Annotated in this window: 21 protein-coding genes; 5 read left to right on the plus strand and 16 right to left on the minus strand. The window is 40.9% G+C overall.

The annotated features are described in order from the left end of the window. Position 1 precedes the first annotated feature (1 nt). The 4 genes from V5739_RS07495 to V5739_RS07510 are packed head-to-tail and all read right to left on the minus strand — an operon-like array spanning position 2 to position 6,172. A complete protein-coding gene (locus V5739_RS07495) occupies positions 2 to 1,063 on the minus strand; it encodes a carbohydrate-binding family 9-like protein (protein WP_423820257.1) in 1,062 nt (353 codons plus the stop codon). Further along, complete coding sequence (locus V5739_RS07500) at positions 1,063 to 2,040, minus strand: glycosidase (protein WP_423820258.1); 978 nt, start codon at positions 2,038 to 2,040, stop codon at positions 1,063 to 1,065. Before V5739_RS07500 ends, V5739_RS07495 begins: the two co-directional genes overlap by 1 nt. Beyond that, a complete protein-coding gene (locus V5739_RS07505) occupies positions 2,037 to 3,914 on the minus strand; it encodes a sodium:solute symporter family protein (RefSeq protein WP_423820259.1) in 1,878 nt (625 codons plus the stop codon). Before V5739_RS07505 ends, V5739_RS07500 begins: the two co-directional genes overlap by 4 nt. Further along, positions 3,914 to 6,172, minus strand: coding sequence for a GH92 family glycosyl hydrolase (locus V5739_RS07510; RefSeq protein ID WP_423820260.1), 2,259 nt, complete (start codon positions 6,170 to 6,172; stop codon positions 3,914 to 3,916). The genes V5739_RS07505 and V5739_RS07510 overlap by 1 nt, the downstream gene beginning before the upstream one ends. A gap of 132 nt (positions 6,173 to 6,304) precedes the next feature. Here V5739_RS07510 and V5739_RS07515 point away from each other — a divergent pair, with 132 nt between their 5' ends. Continuing rightward, entirely contained in the window at positions 6,305 to 7,387 is a 1,083-nt protein-coding gene (locus V5739_RS07515; RefSeq protein ID WP_266069768.1) for a sensor histidine kinase, read from the plus strand. Then, entirely contained in the window at positions 7,384 to 8,088 is a 705-nt protein-coding gene (locus V5739_RS07520) for a LytR/AlgR family response regulator transcription factor (protein ID WP_423820261.1), read from the plus strand. The genes V5739_RS07515 and V5739_RS07520 overlap by 4 nt, the downstream gene beginning before the upstream one ends. Before the next feature lie 202 nt (positions 8,089 to 8,290). Here V5739_RS07520 and V5739_RS07525 read toward each other — a convergent pair whose 3' ends face one another. The 4 genes from V5739_RS07525 to V5739_RS07540 all read right to left on the minus strand — a co-directional run bounded on the left by V5739_RS07525 (position 8,291) and on the right by V5739_RS07540 (position 13,422). Further along, positions 8,291 to 10,537 carry a GH92 family glycosyl hydrolase gene (locus tag V5739_RS07525; protein WP_423820262.1) on the minus strand — a complete coding sequence of 749 codons (2,247 nt, stop codon included), beginning with the start codon at positions 10,535 to 10,537 and terminating at the stop codon, positions 8,291 to 8,293. Between the two features lie 193 nt (positions 10,538 to 10,730). Next, positions 10,731 to 11,768, minus strand: coding sequence for a glycosyltransferase family 9 protein (locus V5739_RS07530; protein WP_423820263.1), 1,038 nt, complete (start codon positions 11,766 to 11,768; stop codon positions 10,731 to 10,733). Between the two features lie 9 nt (positions 11,769 to 11,777). Next, a complete protein-coding gene (locus tag V5739_RS07535; protein WP_423820264.1) occupies positions 11,778 to 12,389 on the minus strand; it encodes a DUF4254 domain-containing protein in 612 nt (203 codons plus the stop codon). A 112-nt stretch (positions 12,390 to 12,501) separates the two neighbouring features. Continuing rightward, positions 12,502 to 13,422 carry a DUF6427 family protein gene (locus V5739_RS07540; protein WP_423820265.1) on the minus strand — a complete coding sequence of 307 codons (921 nt, stop codon included), beginning with the start codon at positions 13,420 to 13,422 and terminating at the stop codon, positions 12,502 to 12,504. 40 nt (positions 13,423 to 13,462) lie between these two features. Between V5739_RS07540 and V5739_RS07545 the strand changes: the two genes are divergently transcribed. Then, positions 13,463 to 13,693, plus strand: coding sequence for a DUF6341 family protein (locus V5739_RS07545; RefSeq protein WP_266069760.1), 231 nt, complete (start codon positions 13,463 to 13,465; stop codon positions 13,691 to 13,693). Here V5739_RS07545 and purD read toward each other — a convergent pair. After that, complete coding sequence (gene purD, locus V5739_RS07550; RefSeq protein WP_423820266.1) at positions 13,690 to 14,961, minus strand: phosphoribosylamine--glycine ligase; 1,272 nt, start codon at positions 14,959 to 14,961, stop codon at positions 13,690 to 13,692. The genes V5739_RS07545 and purD overlap by 4 nt on opposite strands. A 90-nt stretch (positions 14,962 to 15,051) precedes the next feature. On the opposite strand from purD, the gene V5739_RS07555 reads away from it, so the two are divergent. After that, positions 15,052 to 16,359 carry a phenylacetate--CoA ligase family protein gene (locus tag V5739_RS07555; protein ID WP_423820267.1) on the plus strand — a complete coding sequence of 436 codons (1,308 nt, stop codon included), beginning with the start codon at positions 15,052 to 15,054 and terminating at the stop codon, positions 16,357 to 16,359. On the opposite strand, the gene V5739_RS07560 is transcribed toward V5739_RS07555, so the two are convergent. Both V5739_RS07560 and V5739_RS07565 read right to left on the minus strand, forming a co-directional pair. Next, complete coding sequence (locus V5739_RS07560) at positions 16,348 to 17,127, minus strand: glycosyltransferase family 2 protein (RefSeq protein ID WP_423820268.1); 780 nt, start codon at positions 17,125 to 17,127, stop codon at positions 16,348 to 16,350. The two genes, V5739_RS07555 and V5739_RS07560, sit on opposite strands and share 12 nt — an antisense overlap. A gap of 63 nt (positions 17,128 to 17,190) precedes the next feature. Next, on the minus strand, positions 17,191 to 18,180 hold the full coding sequence (locus V5739_RS07565) for a UDP-glucuronic acid decarboxylase family protein (protein ID WP_423820269.1): 990 nt from the start codon (positions 18,178 to 18,180) through the stop codon (positions 17,191 to 17,193). 175 nt (positions 18,181 to 18,355) lie between these two features. Between V5739_RS07565 and V5739_RS07570 the strand changes: the two genes are divergently transcribed. Next, positions 18,356 to 19,015 carry an SRPBCC family protein gene (locus tag V5739_RS07570; RefSeq protein ID WP_423820270.1) on the plus strand — a complete coding sequence of 220 codons (660 nt, stop codon included), beginning with the start codon at positions 18,356 to 18,358 and terminating at the stop codon, positions 19,013 to 19,015. On the opposite strand, the gene rfbD is transcribed toward V5739_RS07570, so the two are convergent. The 5 genes from rfbD to V5739_RS07595 are packed head-to-tail and all read right to left on the minus strand — an operon-like array spanning position 19,003 to position 24,002. Beyond that, complete coding sequence (gene rfbD, locus V5739_RS07575; protein WP_423820271.1) at positions 19,003 to 19,845, minus strand: dTDP-4-dehydrorhamnose reductase; 843 nt, start codon at positions 19,843 to 19,845, stop codon at positions 19,003 to 19,005. The two genes, V5739_RS07570 and rfbD, sit on opposite strands and share 13 nt — an antisense overlap. Next, positions 19,842 to 20,390 (minus strand): dTDP-4-dehydrorhamnose 3,5-epimerase, encoded by a 549-nt coding sequence (gene rfbC, locus V5739_RS07580; protein WP_423820273.1) that lies wholly within the window; start codon positions 20,388 to 20,390, stop codon positions 19,842 to 19,844. Before rfbC ends, rfbD begins: the two co-directional genes overlap by 4 nt. A gap of 1 nt (position 20,391) precedes the next feature. Continuing rightward, the gene (gene rfbA, locus V5739_RS07585; RefSeq protein WP_423820274.1) at positions 20,392 to 21,249 is read right to left on the minus strand and encodes a glucose-1-phosphate thymidylyltransferase RfbA; all 858 of its coding nucleotides are present in this window, start codon (positions 21,247 to 21,249) and stop codon (positions 20,392 to 20,394) included. Further along, positions 21,246 to 22,265, minus strand: a complete 1,020-nt coding sequence (gene rfbB, locus V5739_RS07590; RefSeq protein ID WP_423820275.1) for a dTDP-glucose 4,6-dehydratase — start codon at positions 22,263 to 22,265, stop codon at positions 21,246 to 21,248. The genes rfbA and rfbB overlap by 4 nt, the downstream gene beginning before the upstream one ends. Beyond that, a complete protein-coding gene (locus V5739_RS07595; protein ID WP_266069746.1) occupies positions 22,266 to 24,002 on the minus strand; it encodes a DUF6909 family protein in 1,737 nt (578 codons plus the stop codon). It abuts the gene before it with no gap. Positions 24,003 to 24,005 lie beyond the last annotated feature (3 nt).

The following is a 24,005-nucleotide window of genomic DNA, read 5'->3' on the forward strand; positions in this document are numbered from 1 at the left end:
TTTAAAGTTTTACAAATTTACCATCCTCTTTGATTAAAAGGATATCATCTGAATAAGGACTTTTTACAGATATATTCCAGCCACTTAAATGTTGTTCATAAGTGGGTTTAAGTTGAAGATCATTTAAAGAGGGTTGCGGAATAGAAAGAGCTTTGAGGTTTGGTGCCCACTTACCGTGTTTGGCAAAGTAGCTCTTTTGTTTTCTATAAAGATCGTATAACCACCACTTTATGTGTTCCTCTTCAGGAATTGCAAACTCATCCACATCACCTACAGCTTTCTCCGAGAAATAGACGTAACCCCATTTTTCCGGTTCATGCATATTGATGACGTGTTGAGGAGACCATACCCAGTTATATTCGGGTAAATAATTCCCCTCTTTATCTTTTTTCCTTGAGTAAGTATTGCCCTGTATATCATGAACCCAGTTTACCCTGGAAAAATTAATCCTCCAAAACTCATTTTTGGGAATTCTTGTATGAGTATTTGCTTCTTTAAGAACCTCCCACGGAATTGCCACTTCAACACTCCAAAAGGCATCCTGATCTTTGGGATTGTTCAGACTTCCATCAATAAATACAGCCGATTTTAAACCCTGGATATCCCAACTGTCTACAATAGGCCCCGGTTCACGGTAGGGTTTTGCAATAAAAAGATCCCACACGGTATTTAATGCGTTTACTTCAAATTCAAGGTAATTATGTGTATCACCGTCAGGATCTATAAATATCTCGAAGTCATTATTGTAAAAAATAACTGTGTCTCTTTGTTTTAAGGTTCCCCATATATGTGGTTCCTCCATCTTTGCATAAAAGTATAGATATGTCTCATCGTACAACATCTTCATACGAGTTTGAAATTTGGGATTTTTATGTCCCTCTATATCTACAAAATCATCGCTAAATTCTGCCTTTTTCCAGGAATCTTCGTTAGCCTTTCCATCAATTTCTATTGCCCCCTCTGCTTTATAAGCTATATATGAACGGGGCGCAGGATGGCTTTGTGCAAGTATAAATTGACCCTGGAGGACAAGGAGGAATATTATTACTGGGATTTTTTTCATTACAAGCTGTTATCTTTAATGAATGTTAGTATTTCACTTATTTTCCCATAGGCAAGAGCAGTAACTGTATCGGCTGCGCCATAATAAAGCGCAAGTTTGTCTTCTTCTATAGAATGTAAAGCTGCGCATGGAAACAAGACGTTTGGCACATCGCCTGTTAGCTCATAGATTTCTGAAGGTGCAAGAAGATATGGCTGGGTTCTAAACTTCACTTTTTCGGGTTGCTCTTCATCTAAAATTGCCGCACCTACAGAATACCTGAAGCCATTACATGTGTTTATTACCCCGTGATAAAATAAAAGCCATCCTTCTTCTGTAAGAATGGGAACAGGACCGGCACCTATTTTGGTACACTGCCATGCACTTTGTTCAAAGGGCGATACTTTCATCACACACCTATGTTCCCCCCAGTACTTCATGTCTGGGCTGTAGCTAATGTAAATATCTCCAAAAGGGGTATGACCGTTATCGCTGGGGCGACTCAACATTGCGTATTTCCCGTTGATTTTCTTCGGAAAAAGGACTCCATTACGATTAAATGGAAGGAAAGCATTTTCACACTGAAAGAATTCCTTAAAATCAAAGGTATAGCCTATGCCGATAGTAGGGCCATGATAGCCATTACACCAGGTAATCCAGTATCTATCTTCAATAAATGTCACCCTTGGGTCATATTTATAATCTGAAGCAATCATATCGGTATTTCCCGGATTGAATTGGATAGGATCATGTTCTATAACCCAGTTTAGCCCGTCTTTACTAAATCCCGCAAAAATGTTCATTTGAACCGATTTGTTGTCACATCGGAACACACCTGCATAACCCTCACCAAAAGGAACAACAGCACTATTAAAGATACTGTTGGAACTAGGTATGGCATACCTGTCAATTATAGGATTTTCGCTGTAGCGCCACATGACACTGTTAGAACCTGCTGGGCGGTCTTGCCAGGGAATAGGATTAGATTTCAAGTTCATTCTTTGTATTTTTTAATTTTGTCTAACCATGTAAACTTTAATATGATAGTGGTTACTATAAAAATCGATAAGGCTATTAATGCTTTTGGATAATCTCTCACCACAAAATATATCGGCATTAGAATCATTGAAGATTGCCAGATTATACCCACAATACAGTTAAACATATCGAGGTTAAAATCTTTATTTTTTTCAATACTTATTCCCTCTTCACGAATCATAGTCCTTACCGGTTTCCACCAACCCCAGGGTCTTACGTTGGTATAGAATTCTTTTAAAGTTGCAGAATTAGTAGGCCGGCTTAAAAATGTACCAAATATACATCCTGCCAGAGAAACCAGAAATATTATAGGGAACAGGTAAATAGCAGGAATATGAGCCAATTCAAATAAAACAGAACCGGGTGTAAAGTTGTCTTTATTAAAATCGAGCAAGAACTGTAAAGTTGCTATGATTAGTCCGGAGAGCATCCCCCAGAAATATCCCCAACCATTAAATCGCCACCAAATCCATTTCAAAAAATTAGCCGTTACGTAACCCCCATACAGGGCACTGGTAATCCAGAGTGTAATGGAGTTAATAGATTCTGCGAAAAAGCCCATTACCACACCCAGTACTACCACCAGGAAAGAAGATAAATGAGAAACTTTTATGTAATGTTTATCTGTAGCATTTGGCTTAAAATACTTTTTATAGATATCATTTACAATATATGCAGGTCCGGCATTTACAAAAGCGGAAAACGTAGACATAAATGCCGCCAAGAGACCGGCTAAAAGCAAACCTTTTATCCCCACAGGAATGTGGTTGTTAATCACCTGGGGCAGGAGAATTTCCAGATCATTCCCATTAATACTTCCAGAGCCTGCGAGTTGAGGAGCAATAAAAACGAGTGCAAGTACAACAATGCCACTAATAAGCAAATACCTTGGTATAAAAAGCACCAAATTTGTGAAACCACTCATGTACGCTGCATCTTTTACAGTTCGTGTAGAAAGTATACGCTGCATGTCGTAACTGGGAGTAGGCCCTGCAACACTGGCAAAAAAGCCTTTAAATAAAGTCATTCCTATAAAAGCACCAAACATTTTATACCCCTGGGTATCTATTAAGTGGTTAAATTTCTCTTCTTTTCCATTCCAGAATGTTTCGAGCTCCCAACCAAAGAAGATATTTTTCCATTCCCCGGGAATAATAGCCGAGATCTGGGCATCGGTTAAATAAATGAAGGTGTATGCCGTAACCAGAAGCCCTGCTACTACCATGATTAGGTACTGCAATACTTCAGTAGCCACTACAGAGAACATACCGCCTTTAATCGTGTAAATGGTGGTGAGAAAAATTATGATTAATGCATAACACTGTTCCGAAGCCAAAACTTCATATCCAATTAAATTAACCGACATATCCCAGGGAAGAATAACAGTCATGAATTTTCCCACGCCTTCAAAAAAATATGCGATAAACCCAATAGCTGCTACAACAGCAAATACGGCCACAATAAAATGAGAGGCCCTGCCTGCTTTATCATCTCCAAAACGTGTGAGAATCCATTCTGATCCTGTCATAACTTTTGAACGCCTTATCCACACCGCGAGGAACATCATTATAAACACCTGGTTCCATACCGGCCACATCCACATGAACATGAAGCTTTTGACACCATACAAAAATAATATCCCCACCATCCAGGCAGTCCCTGAAACATCAAACATCCCAGATCCATTACTTAAACCCAGGTAATACCACTTTATTGATTTTCCTCCTAAAAAATAAGAGTCGAGGCCTTTTGAAGCTTTTTTAGAAACATAGATCCCTACTCCAAGCGTTACTGCTATATAGAGTAAAATAATAATTACATCAAGAGTTGCCATTACTTCGCAGTTGTATTATTAATACCCCAGTTAAGGTTAGGCTCGGGTCCCATTTTAAAGTGTAACTCCCCACCTTGTAAAATTTCATCATGTGTTATAAAAGTACGGTCCAGATTGGTGCCGTTTAGTTGGGCAGATTGGATATAAATATTAACATCGGATACATCTTCTGCTATGATTTTAAAACTCTTTCCATCCTGAAGCTGAATGACAGATTCTTCAAATAATGGACTTCCTATTTCGTATTGGGCTGATACCGGATTAAGTGGATAAATTCCCATCGAGCTAAGAACAAACCAGGCCGACATTTGCCCGGCATCTTCGTTTCCGCTTAAACCATCAGGTTGTGTGCTATATTGAGTTTTGAGAATCTCCCTCACCCAATACTGGGTACGCCAGGGTTGATTTGCTTTATTGAATAAATAAGCTATATGATGACTAGGTTCATTACCGTGGGCATATTGACCTATAAGCCCCGAAATATCAGCTGAAACATTATCTCCTGTTATTTCAGAACTTTCGGTAAAAAGTTGTTCCAGCCTTTCGCTAAATTTTTCCTGACCATGAAGAGCTACAAAGGCCTCCGGCTCATGTAGTACAAACCAGCTATGCTGCCAGGCATTCCCTTCGGTATAATCTGTGTGTTCTCTGTGATTGGAGAATTTTGGATCAAAAGGTTCATTCCATACCCCATCTTTAGTCTTACCTCGCATAAAGCCCGTTTCAGAGTCAAATAATTCCTGGTAGGCCTTTGCTCTTTGAGAAAAATACCTGTAATCCTCGTTTTTCCCAAGGGCCTGGGCCATTTGAGCAACTGCCCAGTCATTGTACGCATATTCAAGAGTAATAGTGACTGACTCGTCCAGAAGGTTATATGGTATAAAGCCATATTCTTTGTATAAATCTAATCCGCGTTCATCTTGCATCATCGTATTCTTCATTGCTTCATAGGCGAACTCTACATCAAAATCTCTTATTCCCTTAAAATAAGCTTCAGCTATTACCGGAACTGAATGATATCCTGTCATTGTATTGGTTTCATTGCCATACAGCGTCCACACAGGAAGAATATTTTCAGTTTTATAGTATTCGAGAAGGGACCTGATCATATCCGGCACCTTTTCAGGATCGGTTAGGGTGAGTAGCGGATGTTGTGCCCTAAAAGTATCCCACAAAGAGAAAGTGGAATAAGCAGTGTAATCTCCTGCTTTAATGATTTCATCATTCTCTTTCCTGAACTCACCATTCTTATCACTAAAGGTTACCGGCGCCAGTTTTGTATGGTAAAGTGCGCTGTAAAATATAGCTTTTAAAGAATCAACCGGGGTTTGTATCTTAATAGTTTCCAAAGCTTCAGCCCATTGTGCGGTTGCTTCCTCTTTTCTTTTATCAAAATTGAAATCGTTCGCATCCAAATTCTCTTTTGCATTTTCAATACTTACCGATGATAATGCCAATTTCACCTGAAGGTTGGTTCCTGTTTCAGTATCAAAGAAAAACTGTGCAGCAGTTTTGACCCCGTTAGCATTGTGGTTATCAACAACTTTCCCATCTGTCAGGAAATTAGCATCAACAATAGGTTTGGAGAACTCTGCGACAAAAAAGACTTTTTGATTATTGGCCCAACCGGTACTGTATCTATACCCACTAATAGTAGTGGGGTTTTCAAGTTCAATAGAAGATTCTGTAGGCCTGTCCCAGTTAATTGCAAAACCCAAATCTACTACTACCGTTTGTTCATCTCCCTCTCTAAAAATGTATTTTTGGTAGCCAGTTCTTTTAGAAGCTGTTAAAAACACCTCTACCTCATGATCATCAAGAAAAACGCGATAAAATCCCGGGGATGCTTCTTCATTCGCATGATCAAACTTTGAGCTATAAGGAATATCATTTCTGGACTTTACAGGCACAGCTAAATCGATTTCTTTATTCACCGGCATAAAAAGTAAGTCCCCCAGATCTCCAATACCAGTTCCACTTAAATTTAAGTGAGTAAAACCTACTATGGTATCATCTGAATAATGATATCCTGAGCACCAGTCCCAGTCACTAATGCCATTATTAGGACTCAATTGTATCATTCCAAAGGGAGTTGTGGCTCCAGGATAAGTATGACCATGACCTCCTGTACCCACAAATGGATCTACATAAGAAATGGGCGATGGTTCGGGTTCAACGTTGGTAATACTACCATCATTTTTACAGGAATAAATGGCAAAAAAAAGTATAAAATATAACGGGAGGGAAGGCTTATTCATTAAGGCAGAATTTGAGGGAACTACAACATTTCCTTAACAAATATCAAGATTTATTTATATATTCCGGATCCAAAAAAGGTAATTTAGACCAACAACAATTTTGGAAAGCTTAACAGCCAGAAATTGGCATTTATGATACTACAAAAGCATTTCGACAAGGTCTTTAACGGCACCTCTGATTACTACAAAATTGGACCAGAACACCATGTATTATTTTGGTTCTGTTATTTTGTTTTTAATGTTCTCAGGTGGGGTAGCTACTATGATGATTACTTGTTATCACTCAAGGGAAATATTATAGGCTTCCCTATACATATGTTGCTAAGTTATGTCACCATCTATATCTTTATCCCAAAGTTTATTGAAAAAAGACATTTTTTTAGCTTCGCTGTTTCCGTAATCCTTTCCATATTTTTAATGGTGAGGGTTAAATTTGACCTAACCTCTCTTTTGGTAAGCAGTAATGTATGGCCAGAAGGACCTGTAGAAACCACAACGTTTAGTTTTAACTATGTGATTACCATGATGTTAGGGGAGTTCTATGTAATCTCATTTGTTACAGCTCTTAAAATAACTATAGACTGGATGCAGGAGAGCAAAAGAGTTGCTAAACTTGAGAAAACACAACTGGAAACCGAATTAAAATTTCTACGTTCCCAGATATCGCCCCACTTTTTCTTTAATACCTTAAATAATATCTACTCTTTATCTCTTGATAAGTCTGTCAAAGCTTCAGAAACTATATTGAAGCTCTCTGAGTTAATGCGATATCTTCTTTACGAGACCAATGAAAATAAACAGGATCTTCAAAAAGAGATCATCTGCATTCAAAATTATCTGGATCTTGAAAAGATCAGATATGGTGATCTATTACAGGTCAATATGTCAATTACGGGAGATATTGAAGGTAAAAAAGTTTCTTCCATGCTTTTAATTCCTTTTATTGAAAATGCAATTAAACATGGGGCAAATAAAACGATTGGCAAAACCGACATAATTATTACCTTCACCGTTCAGGAGGATTTTCTACTTTTTAAAATCATTAACACGCTACCTCCTCAACCTTCTATGGTTCAATTTAATCAGCCCGGAGGGATTGGAATTGCGAATGTGAGAAAAAGGCTAGAACTGGCATACAGTAAAGACGAATTTGAACTTCAGAATTACGAAGAAAAGAACAGGTATATCGTAAAATTAAAACTGAAACTTCGATGAACTTAAAGTGCATAATTATTGACGATGAACCATTGGCTATAAATGTAATAAAGAACCATCTGTCTCAATTCAAAGATGTAAGTATTTCAGCCACTTTTAACAACGCAGTTGAAAGCCTGAAATATCTCGAAAATTCTGAGGTAGATCTCCTATTCCTGGATATAAACATGCCAGTTTTAGACGGCTATAGCCTTCTAAAGAGCCTCAGCAAGAAACCCATGGTGATTATCACTACAGCTCATGCCGAATTTGCAGTACAAAGCTACGAACTTGAAGTGCTCGATTATTTGGTTAAACCCATATCCTTTCCCCGCTTTGTAAAAGCCATGAATAAAGCTTTAAAAAGGAAACAAACCACCAGGACCGTAGAAACCACCAGTGAAAAAGATCACATCTTTATTAAAATGGATAAAAAGTTAATGAAGAAGATCTACCTGGATGATATTAAGATTGTAGAGAGCCTAAAAGATTATATTAGAATTATTACCACCAGTGGTAAGTACATTGTTCATCAAACCTTAAGTAATTTCACTGATAGTCTTCCTGCTGATAAGTTTATTAGAATTCACAGATCATTTACTATCTCCCTTGATAAAGTCGAGGCCATAGAAGGCAATTGCTTGCAGATTGACGGGAATAAATATACTATTGGTCGAAGCTATTTGAACGATGTAAAAGAAACGCTTCTTAAAACCTACTGATGTAAAAGCTTCACCTCTGCCTTATAGTGTAGACCATGCACGGCTAAATGTCTATTCACAAGGGTTTCAAAAATGGCATTTTCAGGCAGCGTTTATTGAAAGTCATTTGCACCTGTTAGAACAAAAAATACCGGAGCTTTTAAACCCCTGTACTTTAATATTTTTTGCCTTGATGAGCTTTTGCTAAATATCTTTTTTGTCACTACTTAAGTCCCCAATTTTTGTTGGGTTCTCTCCCCATTTGAAAAATCAATTCACCCCCGTCAATAATTTCTGAATGAGATATTGTTGTTCGATTAAAATCCTTACCATTTAATGTGGCCGATTGGATGTATCGATGCTCATCAGAAACATTTACGGCCTTTATTGTAAAAGTATTTCCTTCTGGCAACTTAATTACAGATTGTTCAAAAAGAGGACTTCCAATTTCATATTCGGCAGCAGCCGGATTAAAGGGATACAAGCCCATAGAACAAAAAACATACCAGGCAGACATTTGCCCGGCATCTTCATTCCCGCTCAAACCATCAGGTTGCGTAGAATATTGTGTTGATAAGATTTCCCTTACCCAAAATTGCGTTCGCCAGGGTTTACCTGCTTTGTTGAATAAATATGCAATATGATGGCTTGGCTCATTCCCATGAGCATACTGGCCAATAAGTCCCGATATATCTGCTGAAGCATTTTCTCCCTTTATTTCTGAATCTTCAGTAAAAAGTTGCTCCAGTTTACTGCTGAAATTCTCTGCTCCGCCGTGAAGTTCAATTAGCTCCTGGGGTTCATGTAAAACAAACCAACTATGCTGCCATGCATTACCTTCGGTATAATCTGTATTCTCCATGTGACTGGAAAATTTTGGATCAAACGGTGTATTCCAGGATTTACCATCTTCACTCTTTCCTCTCATAAAACCAGTTTCAGCATCAAACAACTTTTGATATGCTTTGGCCCGATTCGAAAAGTATTTATAATCTTCGGATTTATTTAAAGCTTTTGCCATTTGAGCAACACACCAGTCGTTATATGCATATTCAAGGGCATAAGTCACAGATTCATCAAGTTCCCGGAACGGTATATAGCCGTATTCTTTATAAAACTTTAATCCGCGTTGATCCTGCATCATGGTGTTTTTCATGGCTTCATAAGCCTCTGCAACATTAAAATCTCTTATTCCCTTGAAATAGGCCTCGGCAATAACCGGTATAGAGTGGTATCCTGTCATTGTATTGGTTTCATTTCCATAAAGCGTCCAGACCGGCAGCACTCCTTCAATTTTATAATACGCTAGCATTGATTTTATGATATCTGAAACTTTATCAGGATCGGTCAAAGTGAGTAGCGGTTGCTGTGCCCTAAAAGTATCCCATAAAGAAAGCGTGGTGTAGGCAGTAAAATCCTGTGCCTTTAAAATACTGTCATTTGAAGCACGGAATTCTCCATTCTTATCACTAAATATAACTGGTGCCACTTTAGTGTGATACAAGGCAGTATAGAATATTGTTTTAAGAGAATCCTCTTTCGTCTCCACTTTAATACCTTTTAAAGCATCTTCCCACAATGCAGCAGCCTCATTTTTGGCAACGTCAAAATCGTTTTTTTCATTATTTAGATTCTGTCTCGCATTCTCTATGCTCACCGAAGACAACGCTAATTTTACCTGCAGTTCATAAGTTTTTTCTAAATCAAAAAATAACTGGGTAGCAGTTTTAGCCCCTTCCGCGCTATTTTCATTTACTTCCTGGCCATCACTAACTAATGATTTTGAAACAATAGGACTGGAAAATTTTGCAACAAAAAATACTTTTTGATTCTTTGCCCACCCGGTACTGTGTCTAAATCCGCTTATAGTGTAATCGTCTTCAATCGTTATTTTGGTTGCCAGCGGGCTGTCCCAGTTAATGGCAAACCCGAGATCAACTATTACCGATTGTTCTCCTGCCTGGCTATATTTATATTTTTGATAGCCTGTTCTCGCAGAAGCTGTCAACTCCACCTCTACCTCAGGATCTTCAAGAAAAACCCTGTAGTAACCGGGAGATGCCTCTTCTTTTGAATGGCTAAAAAAAGATTTGTACAGAATATCGTCCCTTGTTTTAACCGGAGTGGTTAAATCGATCTTCTTGTTGGCAGGCATAAAAAGCAAATCGGCCAAATCTCCAATTCCGGTACCACTAAGGTGCAAATGACTGAAGCCCACTATAAGGGTGTCAGAAATGTGGTAACCCGAAGACCAGTCCCAACCTTGTTTCCCGTTATCGGGACTTAGCTGGATCATTCCAAAGGGTACGGTGGCACCTGGATAGATATGGCCATGCCCACCAGTTCCAATAAACGGATCAACAAATGTTGTTACCTGCGCCTCATTAGATGGTTCCTTGTGCATATCACGATTACAGGAAAAGAGGAAGAAGACACCGAGGCTCAATAAGGAAAGGACGTTTTTGTTCATAATCTATGTAAGGATTTTCTACTCAAAAATGGCAAATTTAATAAACATTTCAACCCAGCTATTTATTGAGATATTAGATTTTAGATGTGAGACTTCTCACTTTAAAAAAGGGGTTCCAAAAATGTCATTTTTGGAACCCCTTTTTGGTATTTAGAATTTGGTGTTTGGAATTTAGTTCTGAAGCCTTCAAATGTCAGTTCAATATTTCATTAATCTTTTCCACTACCTTTTGCGGCGGAATGCTCCTCATCACCTCTTCATATCCCTGCGGAATATCTTTTCCGTAGATGGAGGTGGGAATAGCAGGGTATTTCTGAAGATCGGGCAGCAGGGAGTTTGTTTCGGGTTGGCGGAAAGGGGCGAATCCGGTGTAGGGATGAGTGAGCCCCCAAATAGTGATCACCGGCACTCCAAAATTGGCTGCGAGGTGTCCGTTACCGCTGTCCATTGCCAGCATAAGATCAAGGTTTGAAATAAGAGAAAGCTCTTCTTCAAAGGATAACTTCCCGGCTACTGAAACAGCATTGGGAAATTCTTTCTCCCATGCGGCCAGTTTCCCGGTTTCTTCTTTACCTCCCCCGAACAAAAATATCCTCAAATTTTGCCCTTTTTGAAGCTTCAGTAAAACCTCTTTCATGAGATCTTCGGGATAAGCCTTGGAAGCATGCTGGGCAAAAGGTGCGATTCCTATCCAGTTGTTATCCTTTTCCCCTGTAATAGCGCTTAAATTCCCCGTCAATTCCTGCTTTTGCAGTACCTGCACAGAATTGATCTCTATGGGATATCCAAGTTTATCAAAAACTTCAGTATACCGCTCATGGGTTGCCTTCAGTTGTTCAAAGATCTTGTTATTGCTTCGGGTGAGGGCTTTTTTTTCTTTCCGGCCTTTGTCCAGCTGGCGTACCGGGATTCCCTTCAGCTTAAAAAACAACTTCAGAATATTAGACCGCAAGACATTGTGAAGGTCGGCAACGGCATCAATTTTAAGGTCGAGCAATTCCGAAGAAAGCTTTTTGAGTCCAATTATGCCTTTGTGTCTTCCTTTTACTTCAGCTTCAAAAATCTGAACATTACGAAGATCTTTAAACATGGGGGCGAAAAACCGTCGGGTAAGCAGGGTAAGCTTAACATTGGGATATTTTTCAGTAAAAGCTATGAGAACCGGCACCATCATCGCCACATCTCCCATGGCCGAGAGGCGTATAACTAAAATGTGGTGCGTTCTTTCCATCCAAAAATGCTATTTTTTAGCCCCTCTTAAAACAGGGTTAAGATCATCATCGTTGTACATCTTCATTTGCCTGTACACCTTCATGTATTTATCACCACTGGCGATATCACCGAGTAACTGATTGATTGCCGTAGAAAGGTCTACACGCTGCTCCAGCAAGACATCGAGCTTTGCCTGGCATTTTATCATGTGTTCCTGCCCGGCATCAACGCGATTGGCCTCTTCGTTCATGTGGTAGATCTTGAGGGCCAGGATAGAAAGCCTGTCAATAGCCCAGGCGGGGCTCTCAGAATTGATCGTCGCATCCTCTTTTGGCTCCACATCTTTATACTTGTCAAGAAAGTAACTGTCAAGGTATTCCACCATATCGGTACGATCCTGGTTTGAGGCATCAATTTGCCTTTTTAGCTTAAGCGCTGCAACAGGATCAATGTTTGGATCGCGAATAATATCTTCATAATGCCATTGCACGGTATCAATCCAGCACTTGCGGTACAAAAGGTGCTCCAGGAGCTGTTCCTTCTCGTCGTAAGGGTTGTGAAACTCCTGCCCTACCGTGTTTATCTCATGATACTTCTCTATTACTTCCTGAAAGATCTTATTTGCTTTATCTGAAAACATATGCTGAAATTTTAGAGGTTCTTCGGAAGAAAAACCACCGATTAACAATTCTGGCAAAGGTACCGGATTTTTAGCTTTTTTGAAGGGTGATTTTCAATCTTCTGAAGCTTTGTTACAGCAGCAGAAGCAGCGCGGGCAGCAGGATTATGGTTATAAACAACATTTCTTTAAACCACTGGTCTTTCATACTTTGAAAGTAATTGGTTACCACAATTGCTAATGGCGCGAAGAAAAACATCAATTCACTGCCATTTTTGGTAGGTGCCAGGACCCCAACTGTTAAAGCCACCCCGGCACAAAGTAAAATTATGAACAGGGAAGATTTGGCGTTAGCACTGGCTTTTTGAATGATTAGAACATAGAAAAAAGATGACCACAGGGTAAGCGCAAAGAGAAAAGCTGAAGGAATGAGAAGGGACAGATTGCGGTATTGCTCAAAATCGAGGTTAATTGCCTGGGTCCAGTCGGCCAGGGTGTAGAAGGTGTCGGTAATTAAAAGATCTGCACTTGTAACAATGGAGAGCAGTGCTAGCAGGGCCGCCACCGGCACCAGCCAGTTTTTAAACCTGTGCCCCACATGCACCAGAAGGCCAAAGTAGACCACGAATAAGAAAAGAATGCTCCAAAAATAAAAGAGCGATGCTACCCCTATCCAGAAAGTTGCATCAAAGATTTTTTTCACTGTTTCACGCTGCGATTTTAGAGACAGGATGCGGCGCAGCGCAAGGAGCAGAAATAAATTCGCTATTATAACATCATTGTTTTGCAATGCAGCGCTAAACATGCAAAGAAAACCTGCAAACAAAATACTTTTATAGGCGTTACGCCCCGTAAGCTCATTTCTTCCCGAAATAAAATTGAGAATAAAAACACTCAGCACCAGTATCAGGAACATTCCTACCTCCTGCCAAATGACCCAAAAAGGCGCCGAAAACAGTGCCTGAAGGTTAGCAAAAAGATAAAAAATAAAGATGTACACGGCCACTACAATGAAGTTAATAGGCCTTGAATTGCTAAAAAAGCTTGTTAGCATTAGGGTTTTTTATATTTTTGTGGAGTTAAATATAGCTACTATGAAGGATTTTTTCGAGGGGATACAGACCATTTTTGAAGATTACCTGTTCGCACCGTTCAACGGGCTTGCCAATTTAGAACTGGATAGCTGGTGGTTGGCAAACGCTGTAAACTGGATCTTTATGTTAATTGCGGCAGCAGCTTTTATTTACTGGATGTTGCAGCTAAAGAAATTCAACGACCGTAACGAGGAAAAGCGCGAAACCAGCGCCCATTCTTTCCTGGGTTAGAGGTCAAAACCTATATCCTTCCTAAAATACATCTTATCAAAATGAAGTTTTTCGGCATTTTGATAAGATTTTTTTATTGCCTCCCGGAAATCTTTTCCAAAAGAGGTGATAGCGATAACACGGCCACCATTGGTTAAAACCTTTCCATCTTTTTCTACAGTTCCTGCGTGAAAAACGATTGATCCGTCGATGTCATCCAAGCCGGTAATTTCTTTTCCCTTTTCGTAATCTTCAGGGTATCCACCAGACACTAGCATTAAAGTTGCTGCAGCTTCTTCCTTCACCTTAAGCTCAATTTCGCTCAGTTTCCCTTCAGATATTTTCTGAAATACCTCAACAAGATCAGATTCTACCCTGGGTAATACAACTTCTGTTTCGGGGTCACCCATTCTTACATTGTATTCAATCACATAAGGCTCTTCTCCAACTTTAATAAGACCAATAAAAACAAAACCTTTATAGTCAATATCTTCGGCTTCAAGTCCGGCAATAGTCGGTTTTACAATCCTCTCTTCAACCTTCTGCATAAAAACATCATCGGCAAAAGGAACAGGTGAAATTGCACCCATTCCGCCGGTATTTAGGCCTGTGTCTCCTTCGCCAATACGCTTATAATCCTTTGCTGTTGGCAGGATCTTATAATTATTTCCATCGGTAAGTACAAAAACACTGAGCTCAATCCCGTCAAGGAATTCTTCGATCACCACGGTATTTCCGGCAGTACCGAATTTATTTTGGGTGAGCATATTTTCCAGTTCATTCTGTGCTTCTTCAAGGGAATTCAGGATCAGGACACCTTTTCCGGCAGCAAGACCATCAGCTTTTAGCACGTACGGTGGCTTGAGGGTGGTAAGAAACTCCTTTCCGGCGGCAAGACTTTCTTTAGTAAAGCTCTCATACGCCGCAGTAGGAATGTTGTGCATGGCCATAAACTCCTTGGCTCTCTCTTTACTTCCTTCCAGCAAGGCACCTCTCTTTGACGGGCCAATTACCGCTACCTGCTTCAATTGCTCATCCTGCCTGAAAAAATCAACAATACCATTAACCAGGGGATCTTCTGGCCCCACCACCATCATCTCAATTTTTTCCCTTAGCACCAGCTCTTTTACAGCTTCAAAATCATTGACACTCACCGCTACATTTGTAGCTATAGCCGAGGTGCCGGCGTTACCGGGCGCTATAAAGAGTTTATCGCAGTGACTGCTTTGAGATAGTTGATGTGCGAAAGTATGTTCGCGGCCTCCTGAACCAAGGATGAGAATATTCATAGGTGTGTGTTTTCTTTCTTGGCTCAAAAATAATTGTTTGTAAATTGAAGCGCTAACTAATTGGCGTAAAAAACAATTTTAATTTCAACTTTGAACTGGTTCAGCCTCTCCTTACAACTCAACCGTTTTCCCATAAAGAAGGCTAAAAAAGTCCTGGAAGAGATCCGGAACATTCCGGAGGAAGAATATAAAACCTATGTTGGGGAAAGAAAAAGAGAAATTGTTGAACACCATTTAAAGCACAATCCATTTTACCGTGATTTCTTCGGAAGCAGCGAATACAACACCTGGGAAGAGGTGCCGGTAATGCAGAAGAAAAACCTGCAACGACCTCTTGAAGAACGCTTCAGCAAAGGTTTTAACTCCGGGAACAGCCATGTGGGGAAAACTTCCGGCTCCAGCGGCCATCCTTTCATTTTTGCCAAAGACAAATTTTGCCACGCCCTCTCGTGGGCCGAATTTTACGACCGTTACCGCTGGTACAATATTGACCTCGACAAATCTTTACAGGCCCGCTTCTACGGAATTCCCTTTGACCAGTATGGCTATTTCAAAGAACGCCTCAAAGATTACTTTGGCAGGAGATACCGGTTTCCCATTTTCAATCTTAATGATGAAAAGATGGAAGAATTCCTGCTGAAGTTTCAGAAAAGACCTTTTGAATACATAAACGGCTACACCAGCTCTATTCTGCTCTTTGCTAAATTCCTTCAGAAAAAGAACCTCGTTCTAAAGAATATTTGTCCCAGCCTGAGGCTTTGTATTGTTACCAGTGAAATGTTGTTTGACGAAGACAGGAAACTTATGCAAAAGACCTTTGGGGTACCAATTGTCAATGAATACGGCGCGAGTGAACTGGGGCTGCTGGCATTTCAAAATAATGCAGGGGAGTTGATCCTTAACAGCGAAACCCTTTTTGTGGAAATTCTGGATGAGACAGGCAAAGCCGTAGCCCCGGGCGAAGATGGCCGCATCGTCATTACCTCGCTCTACAATAAAGCACATCCTTTTATTCGATACGACATTGGCGACAGCGGCGCTCTTGCTGAAAACTCAGGTGTCAAAAAGGGCATTTTGAAGACACTTTTAGGAAGGACAAATGATGTTGCCTTTTTACCGAGTGGAAAAGTAGTACCCGGCCTAACTTTCTATTACGTCACCAAAACTGTGATTGAAAACAGCGGAAATATCAAAGAATTTATTGTGCAGCAGACGGCTCCCGGCTCTTTTAAAGTGATTTATGTTTCTGAAGATGAATTAAAATTGCCTCAAAAGAAAAAGATCGAAGCTGCTATGGAAACTTACCTCGAAAAAGGGCTAAACCTCAGCTTTGAACATAAACTGCTGCTCGACCGAAGCAAAAGAGGAAAGCTGAAGCAGTTTGAATCACTTGTGTAAGGAGACTTTCTGTTTCTGTTTCACAAAAAGTTGCTCCCACAGGAACAATACCATCCAAAAAAGGCTTTTTACAGCTGAATATTTGAGCACCTCCCTATAAACCTTATAATTATACCCAAGCATTTCCATTTTGTTTTGGGAAATTGAGCCTCTGCGTTCCCGGTAGATGGCGAGCGGCTCCTCAATTCCTTTGGCGCCACCTGCTTTCCTCACTGCCAACAGCCAAAGGCCCCAATCCTGCCTCTTTCTGATGAGCGGACAATAGATCTTCCCCAGCGATCGGGCATCATAGATTCCAGTGAGGTTGCCAATATAATTTGCTTTCTTAAGCTTTGAAAAAGTGAGGGTTTTGAGTGCCATTACTTGTTTGTTAATGCTTTCACCGTCTTCGTTCATGAGTTCATAGCTGCCATAGCAAACCCTTACTTGCTCCTCCTGCATTAGTTTAAGCTGCTTTTCCAGCTTTTGGGGCTTCCAGAGGTCGTCGGCATCCAGAAAAGAGATGAAATCTCCTGTAGCCGCTTTTATGCCAATATTTCGGGCGAAACCGGCTCCCTGGTTTGTGGGCAGTACATGCAGTTTAATTCGGTCATCTTCGGCAATGAAACCTTCAGTGATTTTTGAAGTTGCATCATGCGAGGCGTCATCAATCACCAGCAATTCCCAGTTATAATGGGTTTGCTGCTGTACAGAGCGAATACTTTCAGCAATAAAACCGGCAGCGTTATAAGCCGGCATGATGACAGAAACCAAAGATTTTTTCATCATTTTCAGGTTTTAGCCATTATAAAAATTCCTGCGGAACAGCCAAAACATAAGGCCTCAAAAATGCTATTTTCGGATATGTTTTGAGAAGTCTTTATGTTCACTTCTATAGAGTTCTTCCTCACTAAGATCTTTAAAATATTCGTAGGTCTTTCTCATCCCTTCGCTACGTGACACTTGGGGCTCCCAGCCCAAAATCTCTTTAGCTTTAGAAATATCGGGTTGCCGCTGCATGGGGTCATCTTCGGGTAAGGGTTTATAAATGATCTTTTGATCTGTTCCTGTCAACCTGATGATCTCTTCAGCAAAATCCTTTATAGTGATCTCATGCGGATTACCAATATTCACAGGTAGGGCGTAATCACTTAACAATAACCTGTAAATCCCCTCCACCTGGTCATCTACATAGCAAAAAGACCTGGTTTGAGAACCGTCTCCGAAGACAGTAAGATCTTCTCCCCTTAAAGCCTGACCAATAAAAGCCGGAATTACCCGTCCGTCATTTAACCTCATTCTTGGTCCGTAGGTATTGAAAATTCTAACGATCCTTGTCTCGAGACCGTGAAAACGGTGATAGGCCATGGTAATAGATTCCTGAAATCTTTTAGCTTCATCATATACGCCGCGGGGGCCAATAGTGTTCACGTTGCCGTAGTATTCTTCGGTTTGAGGATGTACCAGCGGGTCTCCGTAAACTTCCGAAGTAGAAGCAATAAGTATCCTCGCCTTTTTAACCATGGCGAGCCCCAAAAGGTTGTGAGTTCCCAAAGAGCCCACTTTTAGGGTTTGGATAGGGATCTTAAGGTAATCTATGGGACTGGCAGGAGATGCAAAATGCAAAATATAGTCCAGATCTCCCGGTACATGCACAAAAGTGGTCACATCATGATGGTAAAACTCAAAATTCTCCAGCTTAAAAAGATGCTCAATATTTCTTTTGTCACCTGTGATAAGATTGTCCATTCCAATCACATGGTAACCTTCATTTATAAATTTATCACACAGGTGGGAACCCAGAAAACCTGCAGCCCCGGTGATGAGGATTCTTTTCTTCATTGGTTGGTTTTACCCTCGAAAGTAATAAAATTTAAGGGATACAGCTGTTCCTGAAGGTACAGCAGCAGCAGTTAATGTTGTATTTAAGAATAATTTAACCCAATTTAAGCAAAACTGAAACTAAGCATTGCCCGCAATATGAGTAAATTAGGCTAACAACAGAAAATTATTACCTATGAGAAATTTTTTACGACACCTCAACACCAATGTAAGCGATGCCGAAAGAGGGGCTTCCTTCCTGGCAGGAGCCTATTTTCTTTATGATGCATTGGGAAAGGAAAAGAAAAGCGGCATTGAAGCTGTTATTGCCGGTTACCTGCTATACAGGGGGATCTCGGGAAATTGTTTTCTGTATAATGCCATAGGAAAAACCAAACCCGACAATCGCAGTCGTAATGTAAATATTCAGCTGAGTTTAGTAGTGAATAAACCCCGGGAAGAAGTCTATAACTTTTGGCGGAACCTTGAAAACCTCCCGCTGTTCATGGAGCACCTTGAAAGCGTGGAAAGTCTAAACGACAGCATCTCGGTTTGGGAAGCCCATTTACCGGGACATGTTGGTACGCTAAGGTGGAAAAGTCAAATTGTAAAGGAAAGACCCTTTGAACTGCTGGGCTGGCAATCTTTACCGGGTTCATCTATTGAGAATGCCGGAAAAGTAGAATTTCGCGATGCGGGGGAAGGAACAGAGTTACACATTGTGATCTCCTATCACGCCCCTGGTGGGATACCCGGAGAAAGTGCGGCCCGTCTTTTAAACCCTGTCTTTGAAGATATGGTTGAAGAGGATGTACGCCACTTTAAATGGTTTATTGAGAGGGATTACAATTTTTGACAGAGCTTCTTTAAGCTCTCCTTCCAGTGAAGTATTGGCAGGTTAAAAACCTGTTGTACCTTTTCTTTATTCAGCACACTGTAAGACGGCCTCACGGCGAGTGTCTGGTAATCATTGTTTTCAATCAACTCTGCATCAGAACCGGTTATATCAAGAATTTCTCTGGCAAAATCAAACCAGGTGGCCTCTCCCAGATTACTGTAGTGGTACAAACCAAAGTTTATCTTGCCTGTTGCAATGATCTCCAGAATAAAAGCAGCAAGATCGTGAGCATTAGTCGGAGTTCCCTTTTGGGAAGTAGTGATATTTAAAGTTTCACCTGCCCTGGCTTTTGACCTGATGGTGTTGAAAAAATTCTTCCCGATTTCTGAATATAACCATGAGGTCCTGAAAATGAGGTACCGGTTTGTAGCTTCCTGGATATACTGCTCCCCAAGAAGTTTGGACGCCCCATAAACATTCAGCGGATCTGTAGCGTCTTCTTCGGAATATGGAGAATTTTTCTTTCCATTAAACACATAATCTGTAGAGATGTGAATAAGCGTGCAGCCGGTTTCCTCACAATCTCTGGCAAGATTTCTCACACTTTCAGCATTTAAAAGATAAGCCATTTCCTGCTCCTTTTCGGCCTGTTCTACATTTGTGTAGGCAGCACAATTGATGCAGATATCAAATTTCTCCCTGCGCATGTAAGCTCCCACAACAGCAAATTGTGAAAGATCAAGATCATCTGAAGTTGTAAAGGTAAAATTGAGATCAGGGTACTTTAGAGAAGCCTCTTTAAAGCATTTCCCTAACTGCCCTCCTGCCCCGGTGACTAAAATTTTCATAGCCCCAGTTCTTTAAAAGTGGGAAGATGAGCATCTTTTTCTGAAAGGATGAGCTCATCTTCAGGAAATTCCCAGTCTATATTGAAAGTAGGATCATTGTAATAAACGCCTGCATCGGCATCTTTGTGAAAGTACTGGTCACATTTATATGCAAATACCGATATTTCAGACAGCGTGAGAAAGCCATGTGCAAATCCGGCAGGCACGAAGAGCTGATGATGGTTTTCGTCGCTTAAAACCACTTGAAATGATTTTTTATAGGTTGGGGAATCTGGCCGAAGGTCTACTACAACATCCAGAACCTTACCAACCACAGTCCGCACCAATTTTGACTGTGCATATTTTCCCTTCTGAAAATGAAGCCCTCTCAAAACACCTTTTTTGGAAGATGATTGGTTATCCTGCACAAACTCCATATCCAGGCCTGTTACCTCTTCAAATCTCCTTTGACTGAAGCTTTCCAGAAACGTGCCGCGGTGATCACGAAAGACTGAAGGTTTCAGCAAAAAACAATCTTTTAAAGGAGTCTGTTCAATTTCTAACATATTAATCTAATTGTAAAAGGTATTCGCCGTACCCGCTTTTTAAAAGAGGCTGGGCCAGCTTATGCAGCTGCTGTTTATCTATATAGCCCATATTATAGGCGGTTTCTTCTATTGCCCCTATCTTCAATCCCTGTCGTTCTTCAATGACCTGCACAAATTGTGAAGCTTTCATCAGGGAATCAAAGGTGCCGGTATCGAGCCAGGCCGTACCCTTGTCGAGAATGCTCACCTGTAACTTCCCTTTTTGAAGGTAATCGTTGTTCACATCGGTAATCTCAAGTTCTGCCCTGCCCGAAGGTTTTATGCCCCTGGCGATCTCTACCACTTCATTGTCGTAGAAATAGATTCCCGGAACCGCAAAATTTGACTTGGGAGAAGCGGGTTTTTCTTCAATAGATATTACTTTTCCTGTCTCGTCAAAATCAACAACCCCGTAGCGTTTTGGGTCATGCACGTGGTAAGCGAAGATCATTCCGCCATTGGGATCACTATTGCTTTGCAGCAGTTTATTAAGCCCCGAACCATAAAAAATATTATCTCCCAGAATAAGAGCCACCTTATCATTACCAATAAAATCGGCTCCAATGATAAAGGCTTCGGCAAGCCCCCTCGGCTCATCCTGCACTGCGTATTGAAATTCGCATCCATACCGGCTTCCATCCCCCAACAATTCCCTGAACAAAGGCAGATCTTTTGGGGTGGAAATGATAAGGATCTCTCTAATCCCCGCCATCATCAAAGTAGAGAGCGGATAATAGATCATGGGCTTATCATACACCGGCATTAACTGCTTGCTCACTGCAAGCGTTAAAGGGTGCAGCCTTGTTCCCGATCCTCCTGCCAGTATTATGCCTTTCATGCGCTGTATTTTTCCAGGTACCAACGTACCGTTTTTTCTATACCTGATTCAAAGTTCTCATCGGCTTTCCAACCCAGTTGTGATTCAAGTTTTGTAGCATCTATAGCATAACGCTGGTCATGCCCCGGCCTGTCTTTCACAAAAGTGATTAGCTGAGTGTAACTTTCGCCGTTTTCACGTGGAACCAGTTTATCAAGAATTTCAGAAATCTTCTGGGCAATGTAAATGTTCTCCCGTTCATTGCGGCCACCAATGTTATAAGTCTCTCCAAATTTGCCATTTTTGAGTACCAGGTTGATGCCTTTGCAATGATCCAAAACGTATAACCAGTCCCTTACATTCTTGCCGTCTCCATAAATGGGAATGGGCTCTTCTTTTAGAGCAGTTCGAATAATAGTAGGAATCAGTTTTTCATCGTGTTGATGAGGCCCGTAATTATTAGAGCAGTTGGTTGTTAAAACAGGCATTCCATAGGTATGGAAATAACTGCGAACCAAAAAATCTGAAGCTGCTTTTGAAGCCGAATACGGACTATTTGGCGCATACGGAGTTTCTTCTGTAAACAATCCTTCAGCTCCCAATGTGCCATAGACCTCATCGGTTGAAACGTGAAGGAATTTGGCGTCGCTGTACTCTTCCTTCAGTTCAAATGGGCCATCAATCCAAAGATTATAGGCAGTTTGCAAAAGGTTGAAGGTTCCATTGATGTTTGTTTCAACGAAAGCCGCAGGATTCAGGATTGAATTGTCTACATGAGATTCGGCTGCAAAATTTATCACCCTCGAAAAATGGTATTTTTCGAAGAGGTTTTTTACCAGTTCTTTGTCTCGTATATCCCCTTTTACGAAGGTGTAGTTCTCGTGCCCCTCTATCTCCAGGTTGTCGAGACTTCCGGCGTAAGTGAGTAGATCGAGGTTGACAATATGGGTGTCTTTATCCTCAATAAAGAGATTGATATAATTAGAACCTATAAAACCAGCTCCACCTGTAACCAGAGTGTATTTCTTATCATTCATTTATGCTTTCTCTTTTTTAGGTTCTTTCTCTTTTTCGGATATCTTCGGAACTTCAAAAATTTGTTCCAGTATTTTTTCAGTAATAAGATAGGTCGGTTTTACGCCGGTAGTTCCAAGTCCGCCTGAAGCCAGGGTACTTCCTGTTTCCAGCGGGTTATCTGAAGCGTAATAGGCATACCTTACCTTCACGTCTTCACTGATGTTCTTACGTAACCTTGCCGCAGCCTGCACCGCTTTTTGATAATGAGCTCCTTCCATCTCCAGCCCTACCACATTCCATGTAGATTCGTGGAAGAACTTCAAAATATCCTTGTTCTGAAGCGATGTTCCTAAAACCGTGATCATTGAACCATCGCACACGTGTATGCCGTTACCTTCAAGATCTTCTTTGGTAAGTTCGTTGTGAAACGGATAATTATCGGCTGTACCTTCAAAGAGGTGAGCGGTTGGGATCATGATGTCACCCTTACCCCCTACAAGAATTCCGGCTTTCCCCATGATAGAAATTGAGGCTACATTCAGGTGAATATTACCATGTTCGGACTGATAAGGCTTCAGCATTTCATCCATGGTTTCGTAAGCCTGCTCTCCAAATGCGTAATCCATCACCATGATCACCGGCTTATCTTCATCCTTTACCTTGCTACCACTCTTGAATTTTGGATTTACGAGCGACATCCGGGCAGTATCAAACACCTGTACATCAATGTTGGCACCACTGGTATCTTCAATAAAAACCATCCCTTCAGCAACAGCATTTTTCATCACTTTCATTCTTAGCTGCCCATTGGCATTGTTACTAAGATCTTCATAGATTCCGAAGAGCGATTTTTTCTTGAGCTCAGGTTTTAAAGCTTCCGAAGCATAAAGCGTATTCATCACGCTGTGCATGTTTGCACTTATAATGTGCAAAGGACGGTTCATCAGGTTTTTCTCCAGAAGGACTTCCTTTACCTTATTTGCCCAAATCTCCCCGTGAATGTGATGCCCCAGGCGTTCTCTAAGCACAGGGCTAAAAGTCACGATACGTTTGTTGTTGTTGAGCATTTCATCTAACGCCAGTTTCCCCAGGTAATAAATGATGTGCAAAAATCTCTCGGGGCTGGTTGAGGTGCTAAAAAGAGGATAAATGGTGGTCACTTCCCTAAAGGTACGGCCAAGAATATTAGCCGTGTGAGTAAGCGCTACTTCACGCTGCGCCTGGGTTAAAGGTTCCTTTTGAGTCACCGCAACTTCCAGCTTTTGCCAGTCACGCGATACTTCTCCTTCTTCATCAATAAGCACCCGTCTCATGATCTTGTGAGACTCAATAAAAAGGAAAGTGAGATGAGTAAGAATATCATAAATTTCTGACCGCCCGCGGGTGATCTCAATATTCATTTGCTCCTCATCGATCCTGTAGCAGTTTCTGCGTCTTTTTGGCGGAACGATAGGTTTAAAGTGAGAATTACCGTAACCTTCATCACTGGTGAGATTGATGAAGCGACATTCTTCAAGGCCAAGCGGAAGCCTGTCCATGACGTATAAGAGTCCGTTAAGCTCAACTTTTTCTTCGGCTACAGAGCCATATATTTCGGGACGAAGAATCAAAAGAGCTTCGCGCAGGGTTTCCCCCGAAACGCCCATAGGCTTATAGAACCCCCTGTTAAAAAGGTGACGCATAGTAATATACATGCGCTCTATAGCGTTGGAGCTTTCCTGTGCTCTTGTACGTCCCTGTAATTTTAAATTACCCATAAT

It is taken from the genome of Salinimicrobium sp. TIG7-5_MAKvit (genome assembly GCF_049569215.1).
Classification (GTDB): domain Bacteria; phylum Bacteroidota; class Bacteroidia; order Flavobacteriales; family Flavobacteriaceae; genus Salinimicrobium; species Salinimicrobium profundisediminis.